This is a genomic window from Gorillibacterium sp. CAU 1737, assembly GCF_039888655.1.
Classification (GTDB): domain Bacteria; phylum Bacillota; class Bacilli; order Paenibacillales; family NBRC-103111; genus Gorillibacterium.
Genome location: NZ_JBDQQO010000001.1, coordinates 295,386 through 315,237 on the forward strand (window position 1 = coordinate 295,386; position 19,852 = coordinate 315,237).

The 19,852-nt window shown below is 47.9% G+C and carries 18 protein-coding genes; 13 read left to right on the forward strand and 5 right to left on the reverse strand.

All coding sequences use genetic code 11. The annotated features are described in order from the left end of the window. Positions 1–5 precede the first annotated feature (5 nt). From AAFN83_RS01360 to AAFN83_RS01375, 4 genes are all read left to right on the forward strand, one after another. Positions 6–851: an ABC transporter permease gene (locus AAFN83_RS01360; RefSeq protein WP_347766551.1), complete on the forward strand. Its 846-nt coding sequence runs from the start codon at positions 6–8 to the stop codon at positions 849–851. 13 nt (positions 852–864) lie between these two features. Continuing rightward, positions 865–1,890: an ABC transporter ATP-binding protein gene (locus AAFN83_RS01365; RefSeq protein ID WP_347766552.1), complete on the forward strand. Its 1,026-nt coding sequence runs from the start codon at positions 865–867 to the stop codon at positions 1,888–1,890. After that, positions 1,883–2,800: an ABC transporter ATP-binding protein gene (locus AAFN83_RS01370; RefSeq protein ID WP_347766553.1), complete on the forward strand. Its 918-nt coding sequence runs from the start codon at positions 1,883–1,885 to the stop codon at positions 2,798–2,800. Before AAFN83_RS01365 ends, AAFN83_RS01370 begins: the two co-directional genes overlap by 8 nt. 65 nt (positions 2,801–2,865) lie before the next feature. Next, complete coding sequence (locus AAFN83_RS01375) at positions 2,866–3,315, forward strand: hypothetical protein (RefSeq protein WP_347766554.1); 450 nt, start codon at positions 2,866–2,868, stop codon at positions 3,313–3,315. Between the two features lie 124 nt (positions 3,316–3,439). On the opposite strand, the gene AAFN83_RS01380 is transcribed toward AAFN83_RS01375, so the two are convergent. From AAFN83_RS01380 to AAFN83_RS01390, 3 genes are read right to left on the reverse strand one after another with little or no spacing between them, the layout of a single operon-like run. Continuing rightward, the gene (locus AAFN83_RS01380) at positions 3,440–5,389 is read right to left on the reverse strand and encodes a DUF3732 domain-containing protein (protein ID WP_347766555.1); all 1,950 of its coding nucleotides are present in this window, start codon (positions 5,387–5,389) and stop codon (positions 3,440–3,442) included. 9 nt (positions 5,390–5,398) lie between these two features. After that, the gene (locus tag AAFN83_RS01385) at positions 5,399–5,893 is read right to left on the reverse strand and encodes a three component ABC system middle component (RefSeq protein ID WP_347766556.1); all 495 of its coding nucleotides are present in this window, start codon (positions 5,891–5,893) and stop codon (positions 5,399–5,401) included. Continuing rightward, positions 5,893–7,026: an ABC-three component system protein gene (locus AAFN83_RS01390; protein WP_347766557.1), complete on the reverse strand. Its 1,134-nt coding sequence runs from the start codon at positions 7,024–7,026 to the stop codon at positions 5,893–5,895. The genes AAFN83_RS01385 and AAFN83_RS01390 overlap by 1 nt, the downstream gene beginning before the upstream one ends. Before the next feature lie 241 nt (positions 7,027–7,267). On the opposite strand from AAFN83_RS01390, the gene AAFN83_RS01395 reads away from it, so the two are divergent. The 4 genes from AAFN83_RS01395 (at position 7,268) to AAFN83_RS01410 (ending at position 10,395) form a co-directional block, all read left to right on the forward strand. Continuing rightward, complete coding sequence (locus AAFN83_RS01395; RefSeq protein WP_347766558.1) at positions 7,268–7,600, forward strand: hypothetical protein; 333 nt, start codon at positions 7,268–7,270, stop codon at positions 7,598–7,600. Between the two features lie 592 nt (positions 7,601–8,192). After that, the gene (locus AAFN83_RS01400; RefSeq protein ID WP_347766559.1) at positions 8,193–8,978 is read left to right on the forward strand and encodes a hypothetical protein; all 786 of its coding nucleotides are present in this window, start codon (positions 8,193–8,195) and stop codon (positions 8,976–8,978) included. Positions 8,979–9,032: 54 nt separating this feature from the next. Further along, a complete protein-coding gene (locus AAFN83_RS01405) occupies positions 9,033–9,839 on the forward strand; it encodes a hypothetical protein (protein WP_347766560.1) in 807 nt (268 codons plus the stop codon). Positions 9,840–9,918: 79 nt separating this feature from the next. Continuing rightward, positions 9,919–10,395, forward strand: a complete 477-nt coding sequence (locus tag AAFN83_RS01410; protein WP_347766561.1) for a hypothetical protein — start codon at positions 9,919–9,921, stop codon at positions 10,393–10,395. Between the two features lie 132 nt (positions 10,396–10,527). Here the strand turns inward: AAFN83_RS01410 and AAFN83_RS01415 are convergent, their stop codons facing one another. Together AAFN83_RS01415 and AAFN83_RS01420 are read right to left on the reverse strand one after the other, a co-directional pair. Further along, the gene (locus AAFN83_RS01415) at positions 10,528–12,132 is read right to left on the reverse strand and encodes a response regulator (RefSeq protein WP_347766562.1); all 1,605 of its coding nucleotides are present in this window, start codon (positions 12,130–12,132) and stop codon (positions 10,528–10,530) included. Beyond that, positions 12,129–13,976 carry a cache domain-containing sensor histidine kinase gene (locus AAFN83_RS01420; RefSeq protein WP_347766563.1) on the reverse strand — a complete coding sequence of 616 codons (1,848 nt, stop codon included), beginning with the start codon at positions 13,974–13,976 and terminating at the stop codon, positions 12,129–12,131. Before AAFN83_RS01420 ends, AAFN83_RS01415 begins: the two co-directional genes overlap by 4 nt. Positions 13,977–14,121: 145 nt before the next feature. On the opposite strand from AAFN83_RS01420, the gene AAFN83_RS01425 reads away from it, so the two are divergent. From AAFN83_RS01425 to AAFN83_RS01445, 5 genes are all read left to right on the forward strand, one after another. Further along, positions 14,122–15,009, forward strand: a complete 888-nt coding sequence (locus AAFN83_RS01425) for a carbohydrate ABC transporter permease (protein WP_347766564.1) — start codon at positions 14,122–14,124, stop codon at positions 15,007–15,009. Then, the gene (locus AAFN83_RS01430) at positions 15,009–15,845 is read left to right on the forward strand and encodes a carbohydrate ABC transporter permease (protein ID WP_347766565.1); all 837 of its coding nucleotides are present in this window, start codon (positions 15,009–15,011) and stop codon (positions 15,843–15,845) included. The genes AAFN83_RS01425 and AAFN83_RS01430 overlap by 1 nt, the downstream gene beginning before the upstream one ends. A gap of 114 nt (positions 15,846–15,959) precedes the next feature. Beyond that, the gene (locus AAFN83_RS01435; RefSeq protein ID WP_347766566.1) at positions 15,960–17,255 is read left to right on the forward strand and encodes an ABC transporter substrate-binding protein; all 1,296 of its coding nucleotides are present in this window, start codon (positions 15,960–15,962) and stop codon (positions 17,253–17,255) included. 219 nt (positions 17,256–17,474) lie between these two features. Beyond that, a complete protein-coding gene (locus tag AAFN83_RS01440; protein WP_347766567.1) occupies positions 17,475–18,521 on the forward strand; it encodes a helix-turn-helix domain-containing protein in 1,047 nt (348 codons plus the stop codon). A 3-nt stretch (positions 18,522–18,524) separates the two neighbouring features. Further along, positions 18,525–19,784 carry an FAD-dependent oxidoreductase gene (locus AAFN83_RS01445; protein ID WP_347766568.1) on the forward strand — a complete coding sequence of 420 codons (1,260 nt, stop codon included), beginning with the start codon at positions 18,525–18,527 and terminating at the stop codon, positions 19,782–19,784. Positions 19,785–19,852 lie beyond the last annotated feature (68 nt).

Below are 19,852 nucleotides of genomic sequence, written 5' to 3' on the forward strand. Positions count from 1 at the left end.
GGAAGATGAACCGACGGACCTGGAAAAATGTTTACTACGAGCTGACCCGCAATCGGTGGGGGCTAGCGGCTCTTTTGCTCTTATTTGTACTTATCTTGGGGGCCTTGTTCGCTTCCTTGTCCCCTCATGACCCCAATGCCATGAATGTTCTGCAACGCTTGAAGGGGCCGGGACCGGGCCACTGGTTTGGTACGGATGAATACGGACGTGATTACTTGACCCGTGCTCTGTATGGCGGCCGCATCTCGCTTCTCGTCGGCTTCTCGTCCATGGTGGTGGCGACATTTATTGGGGTAACGGTTGGTGTCGTGAGCGGTTACTTTGGCGGATGGATCGACAGCCTGCTCATGCGGATGCTGGATATCATCCTGTCGATTCCGTCCTTCCTGATCCTGCTGCTCCTGAGTGTCTTCCTGAAGCCGAGTGTGGGGAACATCATCCTCATTATCGCCTTCCTGATGTGGATGAACATTTCGCGGATTGTTCGCGCCGAGACACTCACCATCAAGGAGCGCGAGTTCGTGCTCTATGCCAAGGCATCAGGGCAAAGCCACCTCGGGATCATTGTGCGTCATATCCTGCCGGGCCTCATCCCGGTAATTATCGTAGGTGCAACAAACAGCATTGCTTCCGCGATCATGATGGAGTCGTCGCTCAGCTTTCTTGGCTTCGGCGTTCAGCCGCCGAATGCGACATGGGGAAGCATGCTGAACAATGCGCAGGGAGCGATGGCGCAAGCGCCTTACCTGGCAGTGTTCCCCGGGCTGCTCATTTTGCTGACGGTGCTTTCTTTTAATGTATTGGGTGATATTTTACGAGTGGGCTTCGAGCCGAAGCTCATCAAACGATAGGAGGAGACGAAGCATGACGGAACCGTTGTTGTCCGTTCAGGATCTGCATGTCTCGTTTCTGACGCGAGACGGGGAGAATCAGGCCGTTCGCGGAGTCAGCTTCCAGATCGAAGCGGGTGAGACGCTCGGCATTGTCGGAGAATCCGGCAGCGGCAAGAGCGTTACGGCCAAAGCCATCATGGCGCTCATCGCACCCCCCGGTGAAATTCAGTCTGGCGAAATCCGCTACCACGGCAAAAATCTGTTGGATTTATCGGAAAAGGAGTGGCGAACCCTTCGCGGCAATCGCATCTCTATGGTCTTCCAAGACCCCATGACCTCGCTAAATCCCGTGAAGCGCATCGGCGACCAGATCACCGAGGTCATCCGCCGCCACCGCGGCTTGTCCAAGACGCAAGCGGACGAGGAAGCCGTGAAGCTGCTCGCGCAGGTGGGCATCTCCAATCCCCGCGAGCGCTTGAAGCAGTACCCGCATGAGTTCAGCGGCGGCATGCGGCAGCGGGTCATGATCGCGATGGCGCTGTCCTGCTCGCCGGAGCTGCTTATCGCCGACGAGCCGACGACCGCGCTCGACGTGACGATTCAGGCGCAGATCCTAGACCTGTTCAAGCAGCTGAAGCAGGATTCCAAGACCGCGGTAGCTCTCATTACGCATGACCTCGGTGTAGTCGCTCAGGTGTGTACGCGCGTCGTGGTCATGTATGGGGGCCTGATCATGGAAGAGGGGAGCGTCGAGGACATCTTCTATCGTCCTCAGCATCCGTACACGCTCGGGCTGCTGCGCTCCTTGCCTCGCCGTGGGGAAAAGTCGCGCGAGCGGCTCGTTCCGATCGAGGGCTCTCCGCCCGATCTCATTAATCCCCCGAGCGGCTGTCCGTTCCGGGACCGCTGTCCGCATGCGTTCGAGCGCTGTGTCGAGCGGCCGCCAGCCTTCGACCTCGGTCCCGGCCATCACTCCATGTGCTGGCTGGCCGATGACAAGGTGACACGCGAAGCAGCGACTCCCGCATCGGACGAAGGAGGTGCCGCGCATGGCTGATTCGAATATTCTAGTAGATGTTCGCGGCTTGAAGAAGCATTTCGGCAAGGAAAAGTCCTGGCTGGGCGGCGAAACCAACGTCCTCAAAGCGGTGGACGGGGTCAGCTTCCAGATTCGCAAGGGCGAAACCTTCGGGCTCGTCGGTGAATCGGGGAGCGGCAAGTCCACGGTGGGACGCTGCCTGCTTCGGCTCTACGACTATACGGCAGGAGAAGTGGCATTCGACGGCCAGTCCATCGGCAGCCTGAAGGAGAAGGCCTTGAAGCCCTTCCGCCGCCGTATCCAGTCGATCTTCCAGGACCCTTACTCCTCGCTCAACCCAAGCTTAAGCGTGCAAGAGCTCATTGCGGAGCCGATGAAAATCCATGGAGTTTACCGTGGAGCGGAAAGCAAGGAGGAGATCGCCGCCCTTTTGGAGAAGGTAGGGTTAAAGCAGGAGCACCTGACCCGTTATCCGCATGAATTCAGCGGCGGTCAGCGCCAGCGGATCTCGATTGCGCGGGCCTTGTCCGTGCGACCGGAGTTCGTCGTCTGCGACGAGCCGATCTCAGCATTGGATGTGTCGGTTCAGGCTCAAGTGGTGAACATGCTAGAGGACCTGCAAGCGGAGTATGGGCTGACATACCTGTTCATTGCCCACGATCTCTCGATGGTCCGTCACATTTCGGATCGGATTGGCGTCATGTACGGAGGCCGCCTCGTCGAAGTGGCCGACAGCGACGAGCTCTACGAGAACCCGCTGCATCCGTACACGAAGGCGCTGCTCTCCTCGATCCTGGAGCCAGACCCTCATGCCAGTCGGGAGCGCATTGCCTTTGATCGAAGCGCGTGGCAATTCACGGCAGGCGAGGGATCGGAGCTTCGCGAGGTTCGCCCCGGCCACTATGTGGCTGATTATCAGTTAGGTTAGGTGCGGGAGCAAGCAGAGAAGGTTGCGCCGTGCTGAACATTACGATCAGAAAAGGAGTGGGGAACATGTCTCATCCTTCCACGAAGGTAAAGCTGTCCCAATGGGATGCCCTGTTGATCGAATCGCTGAAAGGCTTCGGGTGGTCCCCCGAAGAGATCGAAACCCGCGTCAAGTCCGGCGATCTGCCTGACGACGAGAGCAAGTTTCACTTTGATTACCGAGAGCTCGGCAAGCTGCTGGAAGCGAGCCCGGACGACTTCCGCCGTGCGCTCCGCGAAGGCTACCAGATCAAGTACAACACGATCGGCGGCATTCGCAGCTGGATCGAGGTTACCCTCGACCGAGAAGCACTGCTGGAGCTGGCCGAAGGCAAGCAAGCCGTCGAGGTGCGCCTGACCGAAGAGGAGAAGGCGAAGCTGGACGGCGTCCTGTCCCACGGCTGGCACATCGCCAGCGCGACTCCCGAGGACAACGGCGAAGAGTTCTACGTAATCGTGAAGCCGAATCGTTCCTGATTCGGATGAAAGGAAATGAAGATCGCCACTCCCAAGCTTATCAGGCTTGGTGGGTGGCGATTTTTTAAGTTCGTATTTGAATTTAATTGATAATATGGAGGATATAGATTTTTGACAAGTGGTATTATATGAGCGCATCACCATTTCTCCAAGTTCTCCGGGTAGCATTTTTAAACCTGATTCTTTCATCTTTTGCTTGCATAGAAGTAAAGTCCACATGATCAACAACTATTAATTGAGGTTTTATACCAGTATCTTTGAAGATTTGATCAATTTCATCAAACATAACCTTATACATTTTTGTAACAGCAAGTTTGTCATTCTGAAGTTCATGCGTAGACTTTTTGTTGTTTTTTCTTATAGTATCTTGTGGAAAGTAAACTTGGCTTGGTTGATCAAAAAACATAATTAATGGCATTGGAGATTTGCTTTTCTGAGAAGTAAAATATCGTAAAAGGCTTAAAAAAAGAGCAATATGGCATGAGACCCAGTTAGCACCGCTCCCCATTTCACTTAAACTGACTCTCTCACCGTTTTTTCCTTTCAAAGCGAGTTCGAATTCATCTAGATTAAAAGATAGGTGGTATTGCTTGAATTCTTCCTCGAAATCCAAATGACTTTTTAGGCGATTCATATTTTGATTGATCTTTTTTAATGCAATATTCTTTTCAGCATCGAAATTGAATTTTTCTAATTTCTTATTGCAATCATTAATTTTGTTAGTAATATCCTCTAACTCATTGTTTAAATTAATGAAAAGTCCCTTGTCAATCGTTTCAATGTATATTTGAATTTCTAATCTACAGTACTCTAATTTTTTTTCTAAGTTGAACTCATTACTTTGAGATAAATAATTACGTTCTATATTCCTTTTTTGTGCCCATAAACTTCTTATTTGCTTAATAACAGAATCTATTTGATCCGAAATTTTTCTTCTTTCTTCAGAAAAATGATCACTGCTCGTTGAAATTGAACTTATTTCGTCTACTAGCCATAAGTTAGCTTGTTGTAATTCTATGGCAATATCATGAAGATTCTGGCACTCAGAACCACATAGAGGGCAAGAATGGTTAGAGTCAGGGATGCTGGCCATTTCTGACTTATCTTTTAGTGTCTGTAGAGAAGTGATATAATCATTACTGTTATTTGAGGCTGATTCTAGTTTTATCAATCTACTTTTTAGAAGTTGTTCTTGTGCTCGTAGTTCTTCAATCTCCTTATTAATTTCTTCATATCGCGAAATAATTCGATCTGATGTATATGAGTTTTTATTAAGCTTTGGCAAATTATTAACTATGGTGATGAGTTCTTCTAAAGTATATTTACTTTTCATTTCTTTTCCAATGAGTGCATAGTAATTTTGCACTCTTGGTAAGAGATTGTTTAATGCATCATCTTTAATCCTTTGATCGCTAATTATATTATTCTGAACTTTTTTTAATTCTTTTTTGTAGGTGTTTAAGAGCATGAGTGTTGTATAGTATTCTTGCCCAACAATTCCAGCAAAGATTGGAAACTGTTGTATGACATCTTTTTTCTTTTGATAATCGTCAAATCTATAAAAAAGTGCAAATTTGCTTGCCATCAAATTTTGATGTTGAAACATGTAAGAGGTCATATGTCTTAGAGAGGCTGCTTCTTTAGTATCTTCAGCATTATCCTTTAGATTAGATACCCTCAAATTCAAAACTTTCTCTAATTGTTTTTGCACAACTTTATAGTCTTTAAAATTTTCTTCATCGAAATATGATTTAGTAATTGTTGAGAAAGTTATTTCGGGCGCTATTGGTGAAAAAAACATTTTTTTCTTCTCAAGATAAATGTTCTTTCTTGCTATAATGTATCTTTTTGTGTTAATTATGAGTATCAATGCAAATATACTCGCGAATTCTGTAATTTTGCCCTTCGGAATTGTTGATCGAGAACTACACAGACAATAGTCTATAATCTCAACGAGAGCGCTTTTTCCTGTTTTAGACTCTCCAGTGACTATATTAACTCCATCACGAAAATCCACGAATTTCTTTTCCCCATCATCATTCAATATAATGATTGCTTCAATTATGCTCTGCATAAAGTTCACCTACGCTTCAATATGGATTTCTAGAAAGTTTTCTAACTCTAATATTTCTATATTTCCGAATATTACCCCTAGATAATGTGAACTTTTGAAATACTCACGAATAGAAGGGGGTGTTTTTTTATAGTCAAATTGTTCTAGTAAAACAATTTTCTCTTTTATTTGTATGCTTTTTTGAGATCCAAGAATCAATAGACATTTTTTTGTTGTATCGATGTATTCCTCGAATAATTCAGCAACTTGGCTAAGAGTGAACTTTGAATTCAACTTTGAGTTATAGTCAGTAAATTCAACTTCTCTTAAGAAGATAGAATATAAGGTGCTATCTATTCTGGCAGTGTTGAGTCTATCCCTAGAATCCTTATACATAATGATTGGTAAGACGTAGAAAATAGTTTTTAAGTCGGCTTCCTTTTTATAACCAGTAAGAAATGATTGAATTATTTTACTTAAGAAGAATGGATTATACATTAAAGTTTCTATGTGCTGTATGTTCATCAGTTATCACCTATATGCCAAGTAAGTTCTTTATCGTCAACCATGCCGTGAATAACTCCTCTTTGAAAAAAATCACGATTATTACTTATTCCATTAATTTGTCTTGCTTCCAGTGACATTGATCCGAAATACAATTTTTGTGATTCGGTTAGTATTTTTGTGAGATCATTTTTGCAATTTATTATAGATAGCTTTTTATGGGTGACTAATGTTTTATGCAGTTGGCTTCTGTAATCTTTTAAGTCTTTTGATTTAACAATGTTAGTTTCAAAAAACGAGATTATGGTTTTACTGGCCCTGCAATAATCATTGATTGCATCTGTAACCTCATCTGTCAGATCAATTCTTTGAATTTCCGATACAAAATGTTTTTTTATTAGAGATTGATGCTCAGAAGGAGTTGGTTCATAAAATTCAAATTGAAGTTGCATTGGGGTTTCAGAACTTCCCACAAAGCGTTTTGCATATTCTCCAAAAAGGTTGTTAAAAACATCGTAAGTAACTTCCCATTTTTGATGTTTTATTGGTATTGTAAGTAAGTGTCCGACCATAGAAGATACGAATTCTTCCATTCGCTGTTTATCTTCAAGAAATCTAAAAGTCGTTTCATAATACTGATCAATAATTGTTTTTATAGTCTGTTGTTCAGAAAGAATTTTGAAACGAGAAAGAATGCTTTTTAATTTCTCTGGATCATGTTTAGGCGAGAAAATTTTGTTGTATGTTTGGCGAAATTGCTGCTCGTTTTTTTTGAAAATCTCACCAATTCTTTTGAATGCAAGATACCTTTGTTCAGCATTCATTGTAGCCCAATGACTAAACATAGATTTTTGTGACAGTTTTGAGGTAGTAAAAAGTATGAATTCATAATTTCCCGAATACTGTTTGGAATTATTATACCAATTCCAAACAGTGTTCCAAATCTCTAGACTACGATCTGTGAGAGTCGCATCTTCAAAATGATGTTTAACCTCAATTTGTTGTGATACTGAAGAGATTGAGATTTTGGTTACGTCTCCTAAGTGTTCCATAATAACTCTTTCCCCAGGTCTTAATTCGAGACATTTAATTAAGCCAATATACGCCTGATATATGAAACCTATGGTTTTTAGTGTGTTATCGTTAGTAGTCATGATATCCCTCCAGATGCTGCATTTGTTTCTAGATCAGTGGTCCAGGAAACGATGCTCTATTGGAATTATTTCTCTACTATTACTATACTATATAGGTCTAGGGGAGGGGAACCATTGGAGGTTTAATTGAGTTTGGGAGAATAGGCTGGAGATGGGGGTAGTAGTTTTCAAATTAATAAAGCGTTACGTTTAGCAGGGTGTAATATTTAGATGTTGTATTTTAATAAATAATACAAATTTTATGCTCCGCGAAGGCTACCAGATCAAGTACAACACGATCGGCGGCATTCGCAGCTGGATCGAGGTTGCCCTTGACCGAGAAGCATTGTTGGAGCTGGCCGAAGGCAAGCAAGCCGTTGAGGTGCGCCTGATCGAAGAGGAGAAGGCGAAGCTGGAGGGCGTCCTGTCCCACGGCTGGCACATCGCCAGCGCGACGCCCGAGGACAACGGCGAAGAGTTCTATGTGATCGTGAAGCCGAATCATTCCTATGCGGATGCAAGGAAAGGAAGATCGCTACTCCCCAAGCTTACCAGGCTTGGTGGGCGGCGATTTTTTATTAACGAGTGTTACTAACAACTTCAGAATTGAAACGGTAGAGAATCAAAATCCTCCTAAAAAAGCACCCCCTATTTCGACAATAACAATACATCAATGTTATCAAGTTAAAATTTTCCCATTTATTTGAATGAACTAATCGAGATCCTTTGCAAAACAAGTAACAGAAGAAAATAATAATAGTTGAATAATTAACATATTATTTTGGTTACTCATAGTCTAGATAGGCTCTTACTTGCTAGTATTTCTATCTTAGAAATAGGTATGTGATACGAACATCTTGATTAATAAAGAAGCTACCGTATTTATGTTTTTTGCATGACCCACGAAAGTCAAGTTTTATTGAAGGCAATAGCAGAGTGTTTATAGAAATAGCGGAATGTGCCAGCAAATACCGCGAATAAACAATACTTGCGACTTACGTCTGGGGGGGATTTTTGCGGAAGGGATCAAAGTTCTGAAAATGACTTAATCGTCCAGTAAAATGAAATATAGTGTCAAAAAAAATATATAGACTATTTACATATAAAAGTAATTGAATTACAATAAAATACATATACAGGAAATCGGCCGACTAATGTATAAATAATCCAAGGAGAATGAATTCTATATGAAAAGGAAGATTCTCTTTTTAACGTTAGCCCTAACTCTTTTACCGACTTTTGCATACGCAGAAAAGGTCAACAACGAAAAAGTAAAGCTACTCACTCAACAAGAGATTAGTATACTTATTGATGAAGTGGGATTTATTAAAGAAGATTTTGAAGCTGTACCAGTAGAAGTTGCACGTGATCTTATTGAGCAGAAAGCTAAAAAGATATCCAATGGAGTTGTTAAATCGTTCACAATGGAAAAGCAACCCCAGACAGGTATTGTTCCTATGTCTCTAGAACCAGTAGACATTGATCTATACGGAAATGCTTATGTAACTCAAGGGACTGATCTGCCTGGTTTCAAGAAGATCTTAATGGTAGCTTCGTTTAAGTGGAAGTTCAATCCCAATTGGAGGCTAACCGATAAAATGAGTATTGGTTATCCTGCAACTAACAAGTTTATTTTAAACGCATCAAATGGACAAGTCTTGGGCCATACGAATAGAACATACCTTTTACAAGATCCATCTCTCAGATCTGAATCTTATACACCTAGTGATTTCGTCCTAGGTGCTGGTGTGGCAGCTACCTTTGAGCTATATAATGCGCCAACTGGTGGCAGTATTATTCAATATGTTTATGTTCCTGATAGTGAGAGTGGTACAAGCAATGTTTTAGTTCGCTATGGTCACAAAAAACTAACATGGGGTGCTCCATCTATTGGTGTTTACCCAGCGGGGTTGGCAGTATCTCCTTCGACAAATGTTGAGAATGCAGACTATTGGTTAACATTAACGTGGTGAGGATTTTCCATAATGCTCTAAAAGATGATTATCTAATAAGGAGAATGATCGAAAGTGAAAAGAAAATTACTTTCCATAACGTTAGCTTTATCACTATTACCGACATTTTCATATGCTGAAAGCAAAAGTTATGAAGCTCAAGAAAAGAAGCAGCTCTCTCAGCAAGAGTTGCGTGTGTTAACGGATGAAGTTGGATTCACTAAAGAAGATTTTGAAGCCGTTCCAGTTGAAGTTGCACGTGATCTTATTGAACAAAAGGCTAGAAAAATTTCGAACGGTGTGGTTCAATCGTACACAATGGAAAAGAATGATCAACCTTCGACAGTCATTGCTCCCATGTCTTTTGATGCAGCAGATATCAATCTATACGGAAATGCTTATTTAACACAGGGAACTGATAAGCCTGGTTTTAAAAGGATCTTAATGGTAGCTTCATTTCAGTGGCAAAGCCAACCGAGATACAAATATACAGATAAGATGAGTATAGGATATCCTTCAACAAACAAATTCATCTTCAACACTTCGAATGGAAAAATCCAAGGACACACCAACAGGAGTTACTTTTATTTTGAAGATAACTTACTCAATTTCGAAAGCAATACTCCTACTGATGCTGATCCAGGTGCAGGAGTTGCTGCGGATTACTATTACCATCCGTTTGCTGAAAAACTGAATGGTAGCATCATCCAGTACGTGTATGTTCCAGATAATCAATCAGGAACTAGCAATGTTTGTATTAGATATGGGCACAAATATTTAACTTTAGGTTCACCATCTGTTAGTATATATCCATATGGACTTTCGGTAACACCCTCCACTACTGTTCAAACAGCGGATTACATACTAACACTAACATGGTAAAATTAATAGAAAAGTGTGCAACTCGTTTGCACACTTTTCTCTATCGAGATAAACTCTTTATATTGTTGAGGTGCCAATTTTGAAAAAGATAATTATATCGATTATGGTTTTAGTTGTAATTGGAGCTATTCTTATTGTATGTTATGCCAATAATTTTGAAAAAACAATTAAGGCAGCAATAGAGCGAAAAAGTGGATATACGGTTAATGATTTTATGAATATTCAGATAAGCAATAGAGAGTATTATGTTATCTTTAATGAGAATAATAAGCTGCATTCCGCTTCGATTACTAAAAATATGTTTGGATATAAATTACAAATATTAAATTCATATACATTAGAAGTGCCAATTAATAGTGAAGATGATTTATTGCATAGAAATTTGATTGTCGATAGAAAAACAAATATTGTTTATGGTTTAACCAACAATATTGAATCATTAACAGTTAATAATTCTCCAATCTATGAGTTACCACTATCCATGTATTTTAAGGATTTCAAGAAATCTTCTTTGAAATTTTGGTATTTTAGGCCCGGAGTGACTTTTGATCATTAAACACAATATCGATTTGTGTGAATTGCCAATCACTCATTAATCGTTGCATAAGTATTTATTTGAATCTCTTGGATATCTTAATAAGTGCTACATTCACATATACTCAACAAAAATTCGGTTTCCCGCCTCGCGCTACAACTCTCTCCGAAACTCCCCAGGGGTCTTGCCCTCCAGCTTCTTGAATACCTTGCTGAAGTATTTCTCATCCGGGTAGCCGACCATTTCGGCGATCTGGACGATGCGCAGGTTCGGGTTTTGCAGGAGAAGCTTGGCCTTGCCAATGCGAACCCGGCCGAGGTAGTCGGACAGATTCTCCTGAAACTCCTGCTTGAATCGGCGGGAGATGTATTCCCGACTAAGGTAGAAATGATCCGCAATGTCCTGTAAGCTCAGGTCGCGGGAATAGTGTTCCTCCAGGTAGCGGGCAATGTCCTTCATGCTGCCTTTTTCCCGTTGGCAGCGTTCCTGTTCGCCAAGCAATTGTTCCAAGGAGGCGGAGAACTCATCGGCCCATTTCCCCAGATCGACGCTGCCGTCCGCATGAAGCGGGATGCAGCGCTCCGTTTGCCTTTCCCCAGCCTCATCTGCCCCCAGGTCAGAGCCATGCCGTGTCCTTCGGAGCTTGGCGAGGAGTGCCCTCCATTCCTCGCTCCAGCTCAGCACTTGCTCCCAGGTGATGCAGGGCAACTCCTGGACAGCCGTGAACCAACTGCCCACTGCCTTTGCGATCTCCTCGCGCCTGCCGCTGAGCAGAGCGACCCGAAAGAGCTCGGTACTATCGGTTAAACGAAGCATACGGGAAGCGCCAGAAGGCTCACTTTCCGCATGAATCCACCGATTCTTCACCCGCATGTTGCGCAGCAAAAGCGTCGTGCGAGCTTCCTTCGCCGAGCGTGCGGCCCCTGCCGGAAACGGTTCGGTGCTGCCAACTCCGATCATCAGGCGGGTGCCGAAGGTTTGTAGGATCCCATCGCTGATTTGCCGGAGCAGGAGAGGAAGCTCCTCTGTCCTCGACCAGACGAGCACCAGCACCTCCTGGTCACTGTTCCAGTTTCGGCAAGCCAGTCCGCGGTTGCTGCGCCGCAAAAACTCGTTGGCGATGTTGGCCAGGCTGAAGAAGAGAAGGTCCCGATTGTCGAGGAATCGGTTCAGGATCGCATCGGCAGCGGAATCCAGGCTGATGATCGCCACCCGGCATTCCTCGGTCACGCCTTCTCCAAACTCGTCGATCAGCTGAGAGCGAAGGCGAACGGGATATTCCGGCGGGTTGGCAATGAGTCCCGACATTACTTTATCCCAGTAGACTGGCTTAATCTGGTTCATCTGCATGCTTCGTTTGTGGTTGGACTGGCGTTCCGCTTCTGCCTGATGCCAGCTTGCGACGGCGCGGGTGAGCGCTTCCGACAGCTGGGTCGGATCAATCGGCTTCAGCAGGTAGTCCTGCCCGCCGAATTTCATCGTGCTGCGAACGAGTTCAAAATCCGTATGCCCGCTGATCACGATCTTCTGCATTTGCGGGTGATTCTTTTGTGCGTATTCTAACAGCTTGACGCCATCCTGGATCGGCATGCGCATATCCGTCAGGAGGAGCTCAGGGTGTGCCGCATCGATCAGCTCTGCCGCCGTCTGCCCGTTATCGGCTTCCAGCAGCTCGGTGATGCCAAGCTTCCTCCAATCGGTCAAAAGCCGGATGGCCTCTCGCACATGCTGTTCGTCATCGACGATGAGTGCCTTCACTCGGGTTCCTCCTTTTTCTCTTCGAACGGAAGGGTAATCGTTACCTGAAAGCCTTGACCCCGCTCGGCTTCGAGCTGGATCGAGGCTTCTTCGCCGTAATACAGACGAATACGCATGGCCACGTTATGAAGGCCGATATGATCACCTTCGACTTCCCCCTCTGCCTGGTTGAAACCGGGACTGTAGAGCCTTTCGCTCAGCTCCCGCAGGTCGAACGCATCCATTCCCGCCCCGTTATCCTTCACTTGCAGCACAAGCCGCCCATCCGCTTCCACGAGTGAGGTGATGTGCAGAATTCCGGTTCCGCCTTGAGGCTCGAAGCCATGCTTGAAGTAATTTTCCACCAGCGGTTGAATGATCATCTTCGGTACCCGAATGGCAAGAGAAGAGGGGGCAATGGCGTAGTCCACCTCGATCCGGTCGGCAAAACGCTGCTGCTGCAGCTCCAGGTAAGCCTTCACATGCTCGATTTCGGCGGAGAGCGGGACGAGCGTCTCCTCGGTGTTCATGCTGTAGCGCATCATCCGTGCGATGGCCGAGATGAGCGAATAGACCTTTGGAGCGTCTGCTTGCAGGGCGAGGGTGCCGATCGACTGAAGCGCGTTGTTCAGAAAATGCGGATTCACCTGGGCTTGCATCGCCTTCAGCTGATTGGTTTTGTTCGCGAGCTCCAGCTTGTATTCCCGGTTGATCAGGTCGTTGATGGTCTCCGTCATCGTATTGAAGCGCTGCGCGAGGATGCTGATTTCATCCTTGCCCTGCACGGGAACACTTCCCTGGAAGTGTCCGGTCTGCATCCGGGCAACATGGCGGGTGAGCCGCTTGATCGGCTTGGTGAACGAGACCGAGATGAACAGGGTGGCGATCACCACAATGATGAGGCTTACGGTGATGATGAAGGTGTTGATCGTGTTGATGGTGTTCGCATTTTCGTACAGGTAGGAGTCCGGCAGCCGCTTGATGATGATCCAGTTCATGTAATTGGTCTTGAGTGTATCGTAGAGGATGATTCCGCTGAAGTGATCGTCCTTCCAGAGCAGATGGCCGCTGTCCTTCCCCGAGGAGAGAATCGGGTCCATCCAAGGCTCCTGACCGGCGCGGGTTCGAAGCGCTTCCGGCACATTTTTGGTCCCGATGATGGTTTTGCTCGGGTCGATTACGTAGAGCTCTTCCTTGGAGGAAGGGGTGAGATCCTCGCAAATCTTGTTCAATTCACTCGTCTGCACATCGATGCTGAGGTAGGCAATGACCTCGTCGCTGGGCGTTCGGATGATGGGACGGCGCAGGGTGATGACATCCGCGTCAGGTATACTGCGATTGAAATCGAGCGGGTAGTGGACGCTCGGATGGGTCGCTTCCACAAAGGGCTTCGGATCGTCAATTCGGTCGGCAGGCCAGGCGATAGCGTTTTCAAACCCGCTGCGAAAAAAGCCCCGTGACATCAAATACGAGAGCTTATCTTGACCTGCGAATTGCAGGTGGATTTGATGAATTTCCTTTTGCGTTTGATACATATTCAGCATGTGGGCGTAGAGAGCCATCTGGTTTTTCAGGTTGAACTCCTCGGGCTCCTTCGTGGCCTGGCCTTTTTCAATTAGCGCGTATAGAGAGTTGGAGGAGTTGAGGGAATTGTAGACCGTGAGGGAGATGCGGTTCAAGGAGTTCATGTAGGAGAGAAGGTTGGTTTTGCCCAACGAGAGCAAGCTCTGATTCTCGGCAATCGACCGCTCGGTGACGGCCCGCTTGATATAGAAATTGGACAAGGTCATGGAGATGGCAATGGGAATGATGGTGGCGGCAAGCAGCAGTGACATCAGCTTGCGGCGAATACTGGTCGTAAACAAGCGGTTTCCCTCCCGATTCTTGCAGGTCAATATATTCCACCAAACCCATCATATCCGTCAGTGTTCAAAAAGACAACGCCCCCTTATGATGAGGCTATCCTCCCCGGAAAGGGAAACCATAGCTCGATCGGAAAGGAGACTTATCATGAAAGCATCCAAACGGGTGAGCGAGTGGACGCAGCAGACGATCTTCGTCGGTCCCGGCCTCCTTGCCTTCACCCTCATCGTGCTCATTCCGTTCCTCCTTGGCTTCTACTACTCCTTCACCGAGTGGAACGGGCTAGACCTCGACAAAGCGAAATGGATCGGGATGAATAACTTTCAACGGATCTTTCTGCATGACGACAACTTCTGGACGGCGTTTCGTTTTACCCTCAAGTTTACGGTGCTGACGGTCGTTGGGGCGAACCTGCTCGCGTTCCTGCTTGCCTTGATGCTGACGAGTGCCATGAAGGGGCGCAATGCGCTGCGCACGATCTTTTTTCTGCCGAATGTCATCGGCGGCATCCTGCTCGGTTACATCTGGCAGTTTATCTTTACCAAAGGGTTCAAGACAATCGGAGAATTGACCGGCTGGTCTCTGTTCGAGCTCCCTTGGCTCGGCACGCCCGGGACGGGCTTCTGGGGCTTGGTCATCGTCTTCATCTGGCAGACAGCGGGCTATATGATGGTTATCTACATCGCGGCCATCGTGGGCGTCCCGAAGGACCTGATCGAAGCGGCGCGAATCGATGGTGCCAGCTACTTCCAAACCATCCGCAAGGTAATGCTGCCCCTCGTCGTTCCGGCGATCACCATCTGTCTGTTCCTGACCACATCCAATGCCTTCAAGATGTTCGACCTCAACCTCTCGCTGACAAAAGGAGGCCCGGGCACTTCGACGCAATCACTCGCCTATAACATCTATGCGGAAGCGCTCGTCAACAATCGGTATGGGCTCGGTACGGCGAAGGCGCTGTTGTTCTTCCTCGTCATCTCGATCATCTCGGTCACCCAGGTCTGGTTGACCAAGCGCAAGGAGGTCGAAGCCTGATGCTTACTTGCTCGCAGCGAATCCGGGTCGGATTCGTTCATGTGCTGGTCGTGCTGCTCGCCGTTCTTTTTCTGGCACCGTTCTATTTCGTCCTTGTCAATTCCGTCAAATCGCTTGGAGAGATCATGGTGGACGCCGCTTCCTTCCCGCAAAAGTACTTGTTCAGCAATTACTCAAAGGTGTGGGATATCATTCGGTTTCCGAAGGTGTTGGGGAATTCGGTTCTGATTACCGTACTCAGCGTAGCAGGGATCGTGGTCTTGAGCTCGATGACGGCCTATCGTCTGGCCCGCAAGCCTACCTGGTTCAACCGGATTTTGTTCACCGCCTTCATCGCGGCCATGATCATTCCGTTTCAATCGATTATGCTTCAATTGGTGCGCGTAACCAGTCTGCTGGAGCTCCGCGGCAACCTGCTCGGTATCCTGGTGTGCTACCTCGGCTTCGGGATGTCCCTGTCCGTCTTCCTGTTCCACGGGTTCATCAAGTCGGTCCCCTTTGAAATCGAGGAAGCCGCTGTTGTCGATGGCTGTTCGCCCTACGGGGTCTTCTGGCGGATTGTCTTCCCGCTTCTGCGGCCTATTGTGATGACGGTGGTCATTCTGAACGGACTCTGGATCTGGAACGACTACCTGCTTCCCGTGCTGATTATCGGCTCGAACAAGGACATGACGACGATTCCGCTTGCTGTCACCCGCTTTTTTGGACAGTTCACCAAGCAGTGGGATTTAGCACTGGCCGGCTTGACCATGAGTGTAGCTCCGATCATCGCTGTCTTCATCCTGCTGCAAAAGTATATCGTGGAAGGAATCGTAGCCGGTTCGTTGAAAGGGTGAAGAAGGCAGATCAATATAATGCACCTAAGAGGTCAAATCCGTCGGTTTCCGAATCTGCAAACGTTTCCTAAAATGGACTTATACCAGAACCAAACATATTAGGGAGGTTAAGGAATGAAACGTTATTCTCGTTTACCCCTTCTTCTGTTGGCTGCGACTCTCAGTCTTGCACCGCTTGCCGGATGCAGCAAGAAGTCCTCGGAAGAAGCTTCACCGTCGGGCACATCCACAGAGGCCAGCAAGGCTCCTGAGAAAAAGAACGTCACGATCAAGGTATTCCAATTCAAGGTTGAGATTGCGGATGCCCTGACCAAGATGGCGGCGGAGTATGAAAAGGAAACCGGAGTGAAGGTCGATATCGAAACCCACGGCGGGGGAGAAGATTACAACGCCTTGCTGAAAGCACAGATTGCTTCGGGCGACGAACCGGAGATCTTCAACGCCGAAGGCTTTGATGCTTTGAAGGCGTACTACGACCGAGCTGCTGACTTGGCTGGTGAGCCTTGGGCCAGCAGTGTTATTCCGGCAGCCGCTGCCCCGGCTCAAGTGGACGGCAAGCTCTTGGGCATGCCGATGAACATCGAAGGCTACGGGATTATCTACAACAAGGACTTGTTCGAGAAAGCTGGAATCACGGAGCTGCCGAAGACGTTGACCGAGCTTAAGGCGGTTTGCGAGAAGCTGAAGGAAGCGGGCATCACCCCGTTCTCGACGACCAACGAATGGTGGTCGATCGGTCATCACACCATCAACATCGGGATTGCAGAGCAGCCGGACCCCATCAAGTTTACGGACGACTCGAAGGCAGGAACGGGGTCCTTCAAGGGCAACGACGTCTTCAACAATTGGATCAACTACGTGGATGTTGTGTTCGGCAACAGCCAGAAGGATAAGCTGACCACGGACTATGCCACCCAGGTCGCGTACTTCGCCACGGGCAAAGCAGCCATGATCCAACAGGGCAACTGGATTCAAGGAGATGTCGACAAGGTCGCCAAGCTGAACCTCGGCGTGCTGCCGATTCCGATTGACGACAGCGGCAAGGCTCGCATCTATACCGGTCCCGCCAACTTCTGGATCGTGAACAGCAAGTCCGAGCATCCGGATGAAGCGAAGGCTTTCCTCAACTGGATGGTCACCTCTGATCTCGGCAAGCAGTACCTGACCAAGGAATTCAAGTTCATCCCCGCCCTTACCTCGATCAAGGCTACCGCAGAAGACATCGGCCAGATTGGAGCCGCCGTCTCCGAGCAAGCGGCAACCGCCGGCGGCTGGCATTGGGGCCGCTATCCGGACGGAGTCATTCAAGCCTGGGGCGCTGCGATGCAAGAATACGAAGGCGCTCAGATCGACAAAGACAAACTGTTCGAGAAGTTCGATAAGGGCGTTGAAGACATTGTGAAGAAGTAAGCGAATCTTTCGCGCCAAGCTCCCCCGCAAGAGCCGTTAACAGCGGTTCTGCGGGGGAGTTTTTTTGCGGCCGGAGAATGCAGATAAATGCTGCGATGGGGTGGTTATTGCGAAGCGATTGGTAAAACTGAACGAATTCATCGAAAAAAACCTTGAAATCGAGAAGTGAGTCCCGATATGCTGGAGATAAGAGCATGAACACGGAGGACTCCGGTTGTTATGAACGAAAAGCAGAAGTATCAAATCATCATGCAGGGGATCAAGAGCAAGAACATCTCCCGCGTATGCAAGGAGTATGGAATCTCGCGGACCTTGTACTATCGGTGGAACAAGGAATATCGCGAGCATGGGATGAAGGGGTTGGCGGCAAAAGAACGGAAGCCGCGCATGCCCAATCGGGCTGATCGGCCGACGGAGAAACGCATCCTTCAACATGCGGCGAAATATCCGCAGGACGGACCGAAGCGGATTTTCTATGAATTGCGCGACGAAGGATATCCGCTTGGCGAATCCGGGGTTTACAATGTGCTGAAGCGAAATGGGCTGTCGACGCGAAAGGAGCGGGAAGCTTTCTCCGAAGGGAGTAAGGGCCGACAGGGGAACCGACGGGTTCTCTCCAGATCAGAGGTCCCGTCCACCCAGAGCGGCAGGATCAAGCAGTTGGAGTTCGGGTTGAAGCAGCCGGAGAACGCCAGACCCGGCTATCTGTGCCTGCAGAGCATTCACAACATGGGACGATTCCCGAAGATCGGGATGGTCTACCTGTACACGCTCTTTGATGTTCATTCCCGCCTTGCGCTCGTTAAGCTGTACCCCCGCAAAGATTCCATTCAAGTGAAGGACTTTATGGAGACGAAAGTGCTCCCCCTCCTGAAAACCTTCCAGTTCCGCATCGAACATCTCGTGACCAACCGGAGCCGCGAATTTATGACGCATTGGGAGCGCGGAACACATTCCTATTCGGCGTTTTTGTCTTCGCACGGCATCATTCAGATCGGTGTTCCCGCCTCCCGCGAAGAGATGTTCCGCCCCATCCATCAATTTACTGCGCTTGTTGCCAAGGATTATTTCCAGCAAGCCTGGTCTAATGAGACCTTGACGAGCTTTGATGAGCTGGAGAGGGGCTTAAAGGAATTTTTGGTGGAATACAACTTCACAAGAGAAATCAAGGACGGACCCAATCGGGGGAGGACGCCTGCTGATGTGGCTTTGGCTACGGTGGGGCAGCAGGAACCGCTTCCCCTGTGGGTCTTTACAAGGAGATAGCGCATGCAGACGAAGGAACATCAGCCTGCCATCGGCATCATCGGTTCCGGAATGTCTGGAGCCGCTGCCGCTCATTATTTGAGAAAAAAGGGATACACACGCCTCACCTTGCTCGAAAAGGAAGACAGTGTCGGCGGGAAGTGTCATTCCATCACCTACCGAGGCCGAACTTACGAGATGGGGGCTTTGATTGGCCTGCCTACCTCCCGCTATACGATGGAGCTGATGAAGGACTATGGTCTGGAGGACAAGGGTCCGCTTCTGGAGCGGGGTTTTTTCGATCGGGAGGGCCGTAAGATTTCCCAAATCCCCGTGACTCATGTTCCCGAGTTCGTCAAGGAATTCAAGGACCTCCCTGCTCTATTGGAGCGGTACCGAAAGCTTCAAGAGCCGGGCTTCCTCGGGCTTCCGCCCGATTTGTGCCAGCCCTTCGATCAGTGGTGCGCCGACAACGGCTTGTCCGTGACCCAGGAGGTCTTTCGACATTACTACAGCACGTTTGGGTTCGGCAGTGTCGAGCAGATTCCAGCGGCGTATGTGCTTAAATTTTTGAGCTATGAGAACCTGCTGTCCTTCATCGAGATCACTCACATGATTACCTGGCCCTCCGGAGTGCGGGAGCTTATCCGGCGAATGGCCGAACGGGTAGAAGATTTGCACCTTACCTGCGGAGTAACCCGTATGGTGCCTCTTCCAGAGGGGGGCGTACGGGTGGAGACGGATCAGGAGCATTTTGTCTTCGATCGTGTGATTTATACGGCTCCTATGCACCGATTAAGCGAAGTACTCGTCCTGCCGGAGGAAGATCAGGAACTGCTTCGATTGATTCGTCATGAGCACTTCCGTGTCTACGCTTACAGCGTGAAGAATCTGCCGCCCCATTCCGGTTATCTCCCCGAGAACTTGGACCCGGAGCGGAAGGGAGAGATGATGGCCTGGTACTTCCGCTGGAAAAGCCGGGAGGACAACGATCTGGTTACCATCTACGTGATGGAGGACGAATCCCGCAGCGAGGCGGAAATGCGGGAGGGCATCGAGGAGACGCTAAGGCGTTTGGGCGGAACGGAGGTCCGGTTGTTTATGATGAAGCGGTGGCAGCATTTTCCCCACGTGGATGCAGAGGCGCTTCAAGCCGGGTTCTACGAACGGCTGGATCGGCTCCAAGGAAGAGATGACATCTACTACGCGGGGGAACTGTTCAATTTCCCTACCTTGGAAAAATGCGCTGCCTACTCGAAGCATTTGGTCGATCGATTTTTCTGACGAAATTTTACTTTGGAGATAAGTGTACACACATAAATAAGAATGCGCTTTCATTTCGAGTGGTTGTG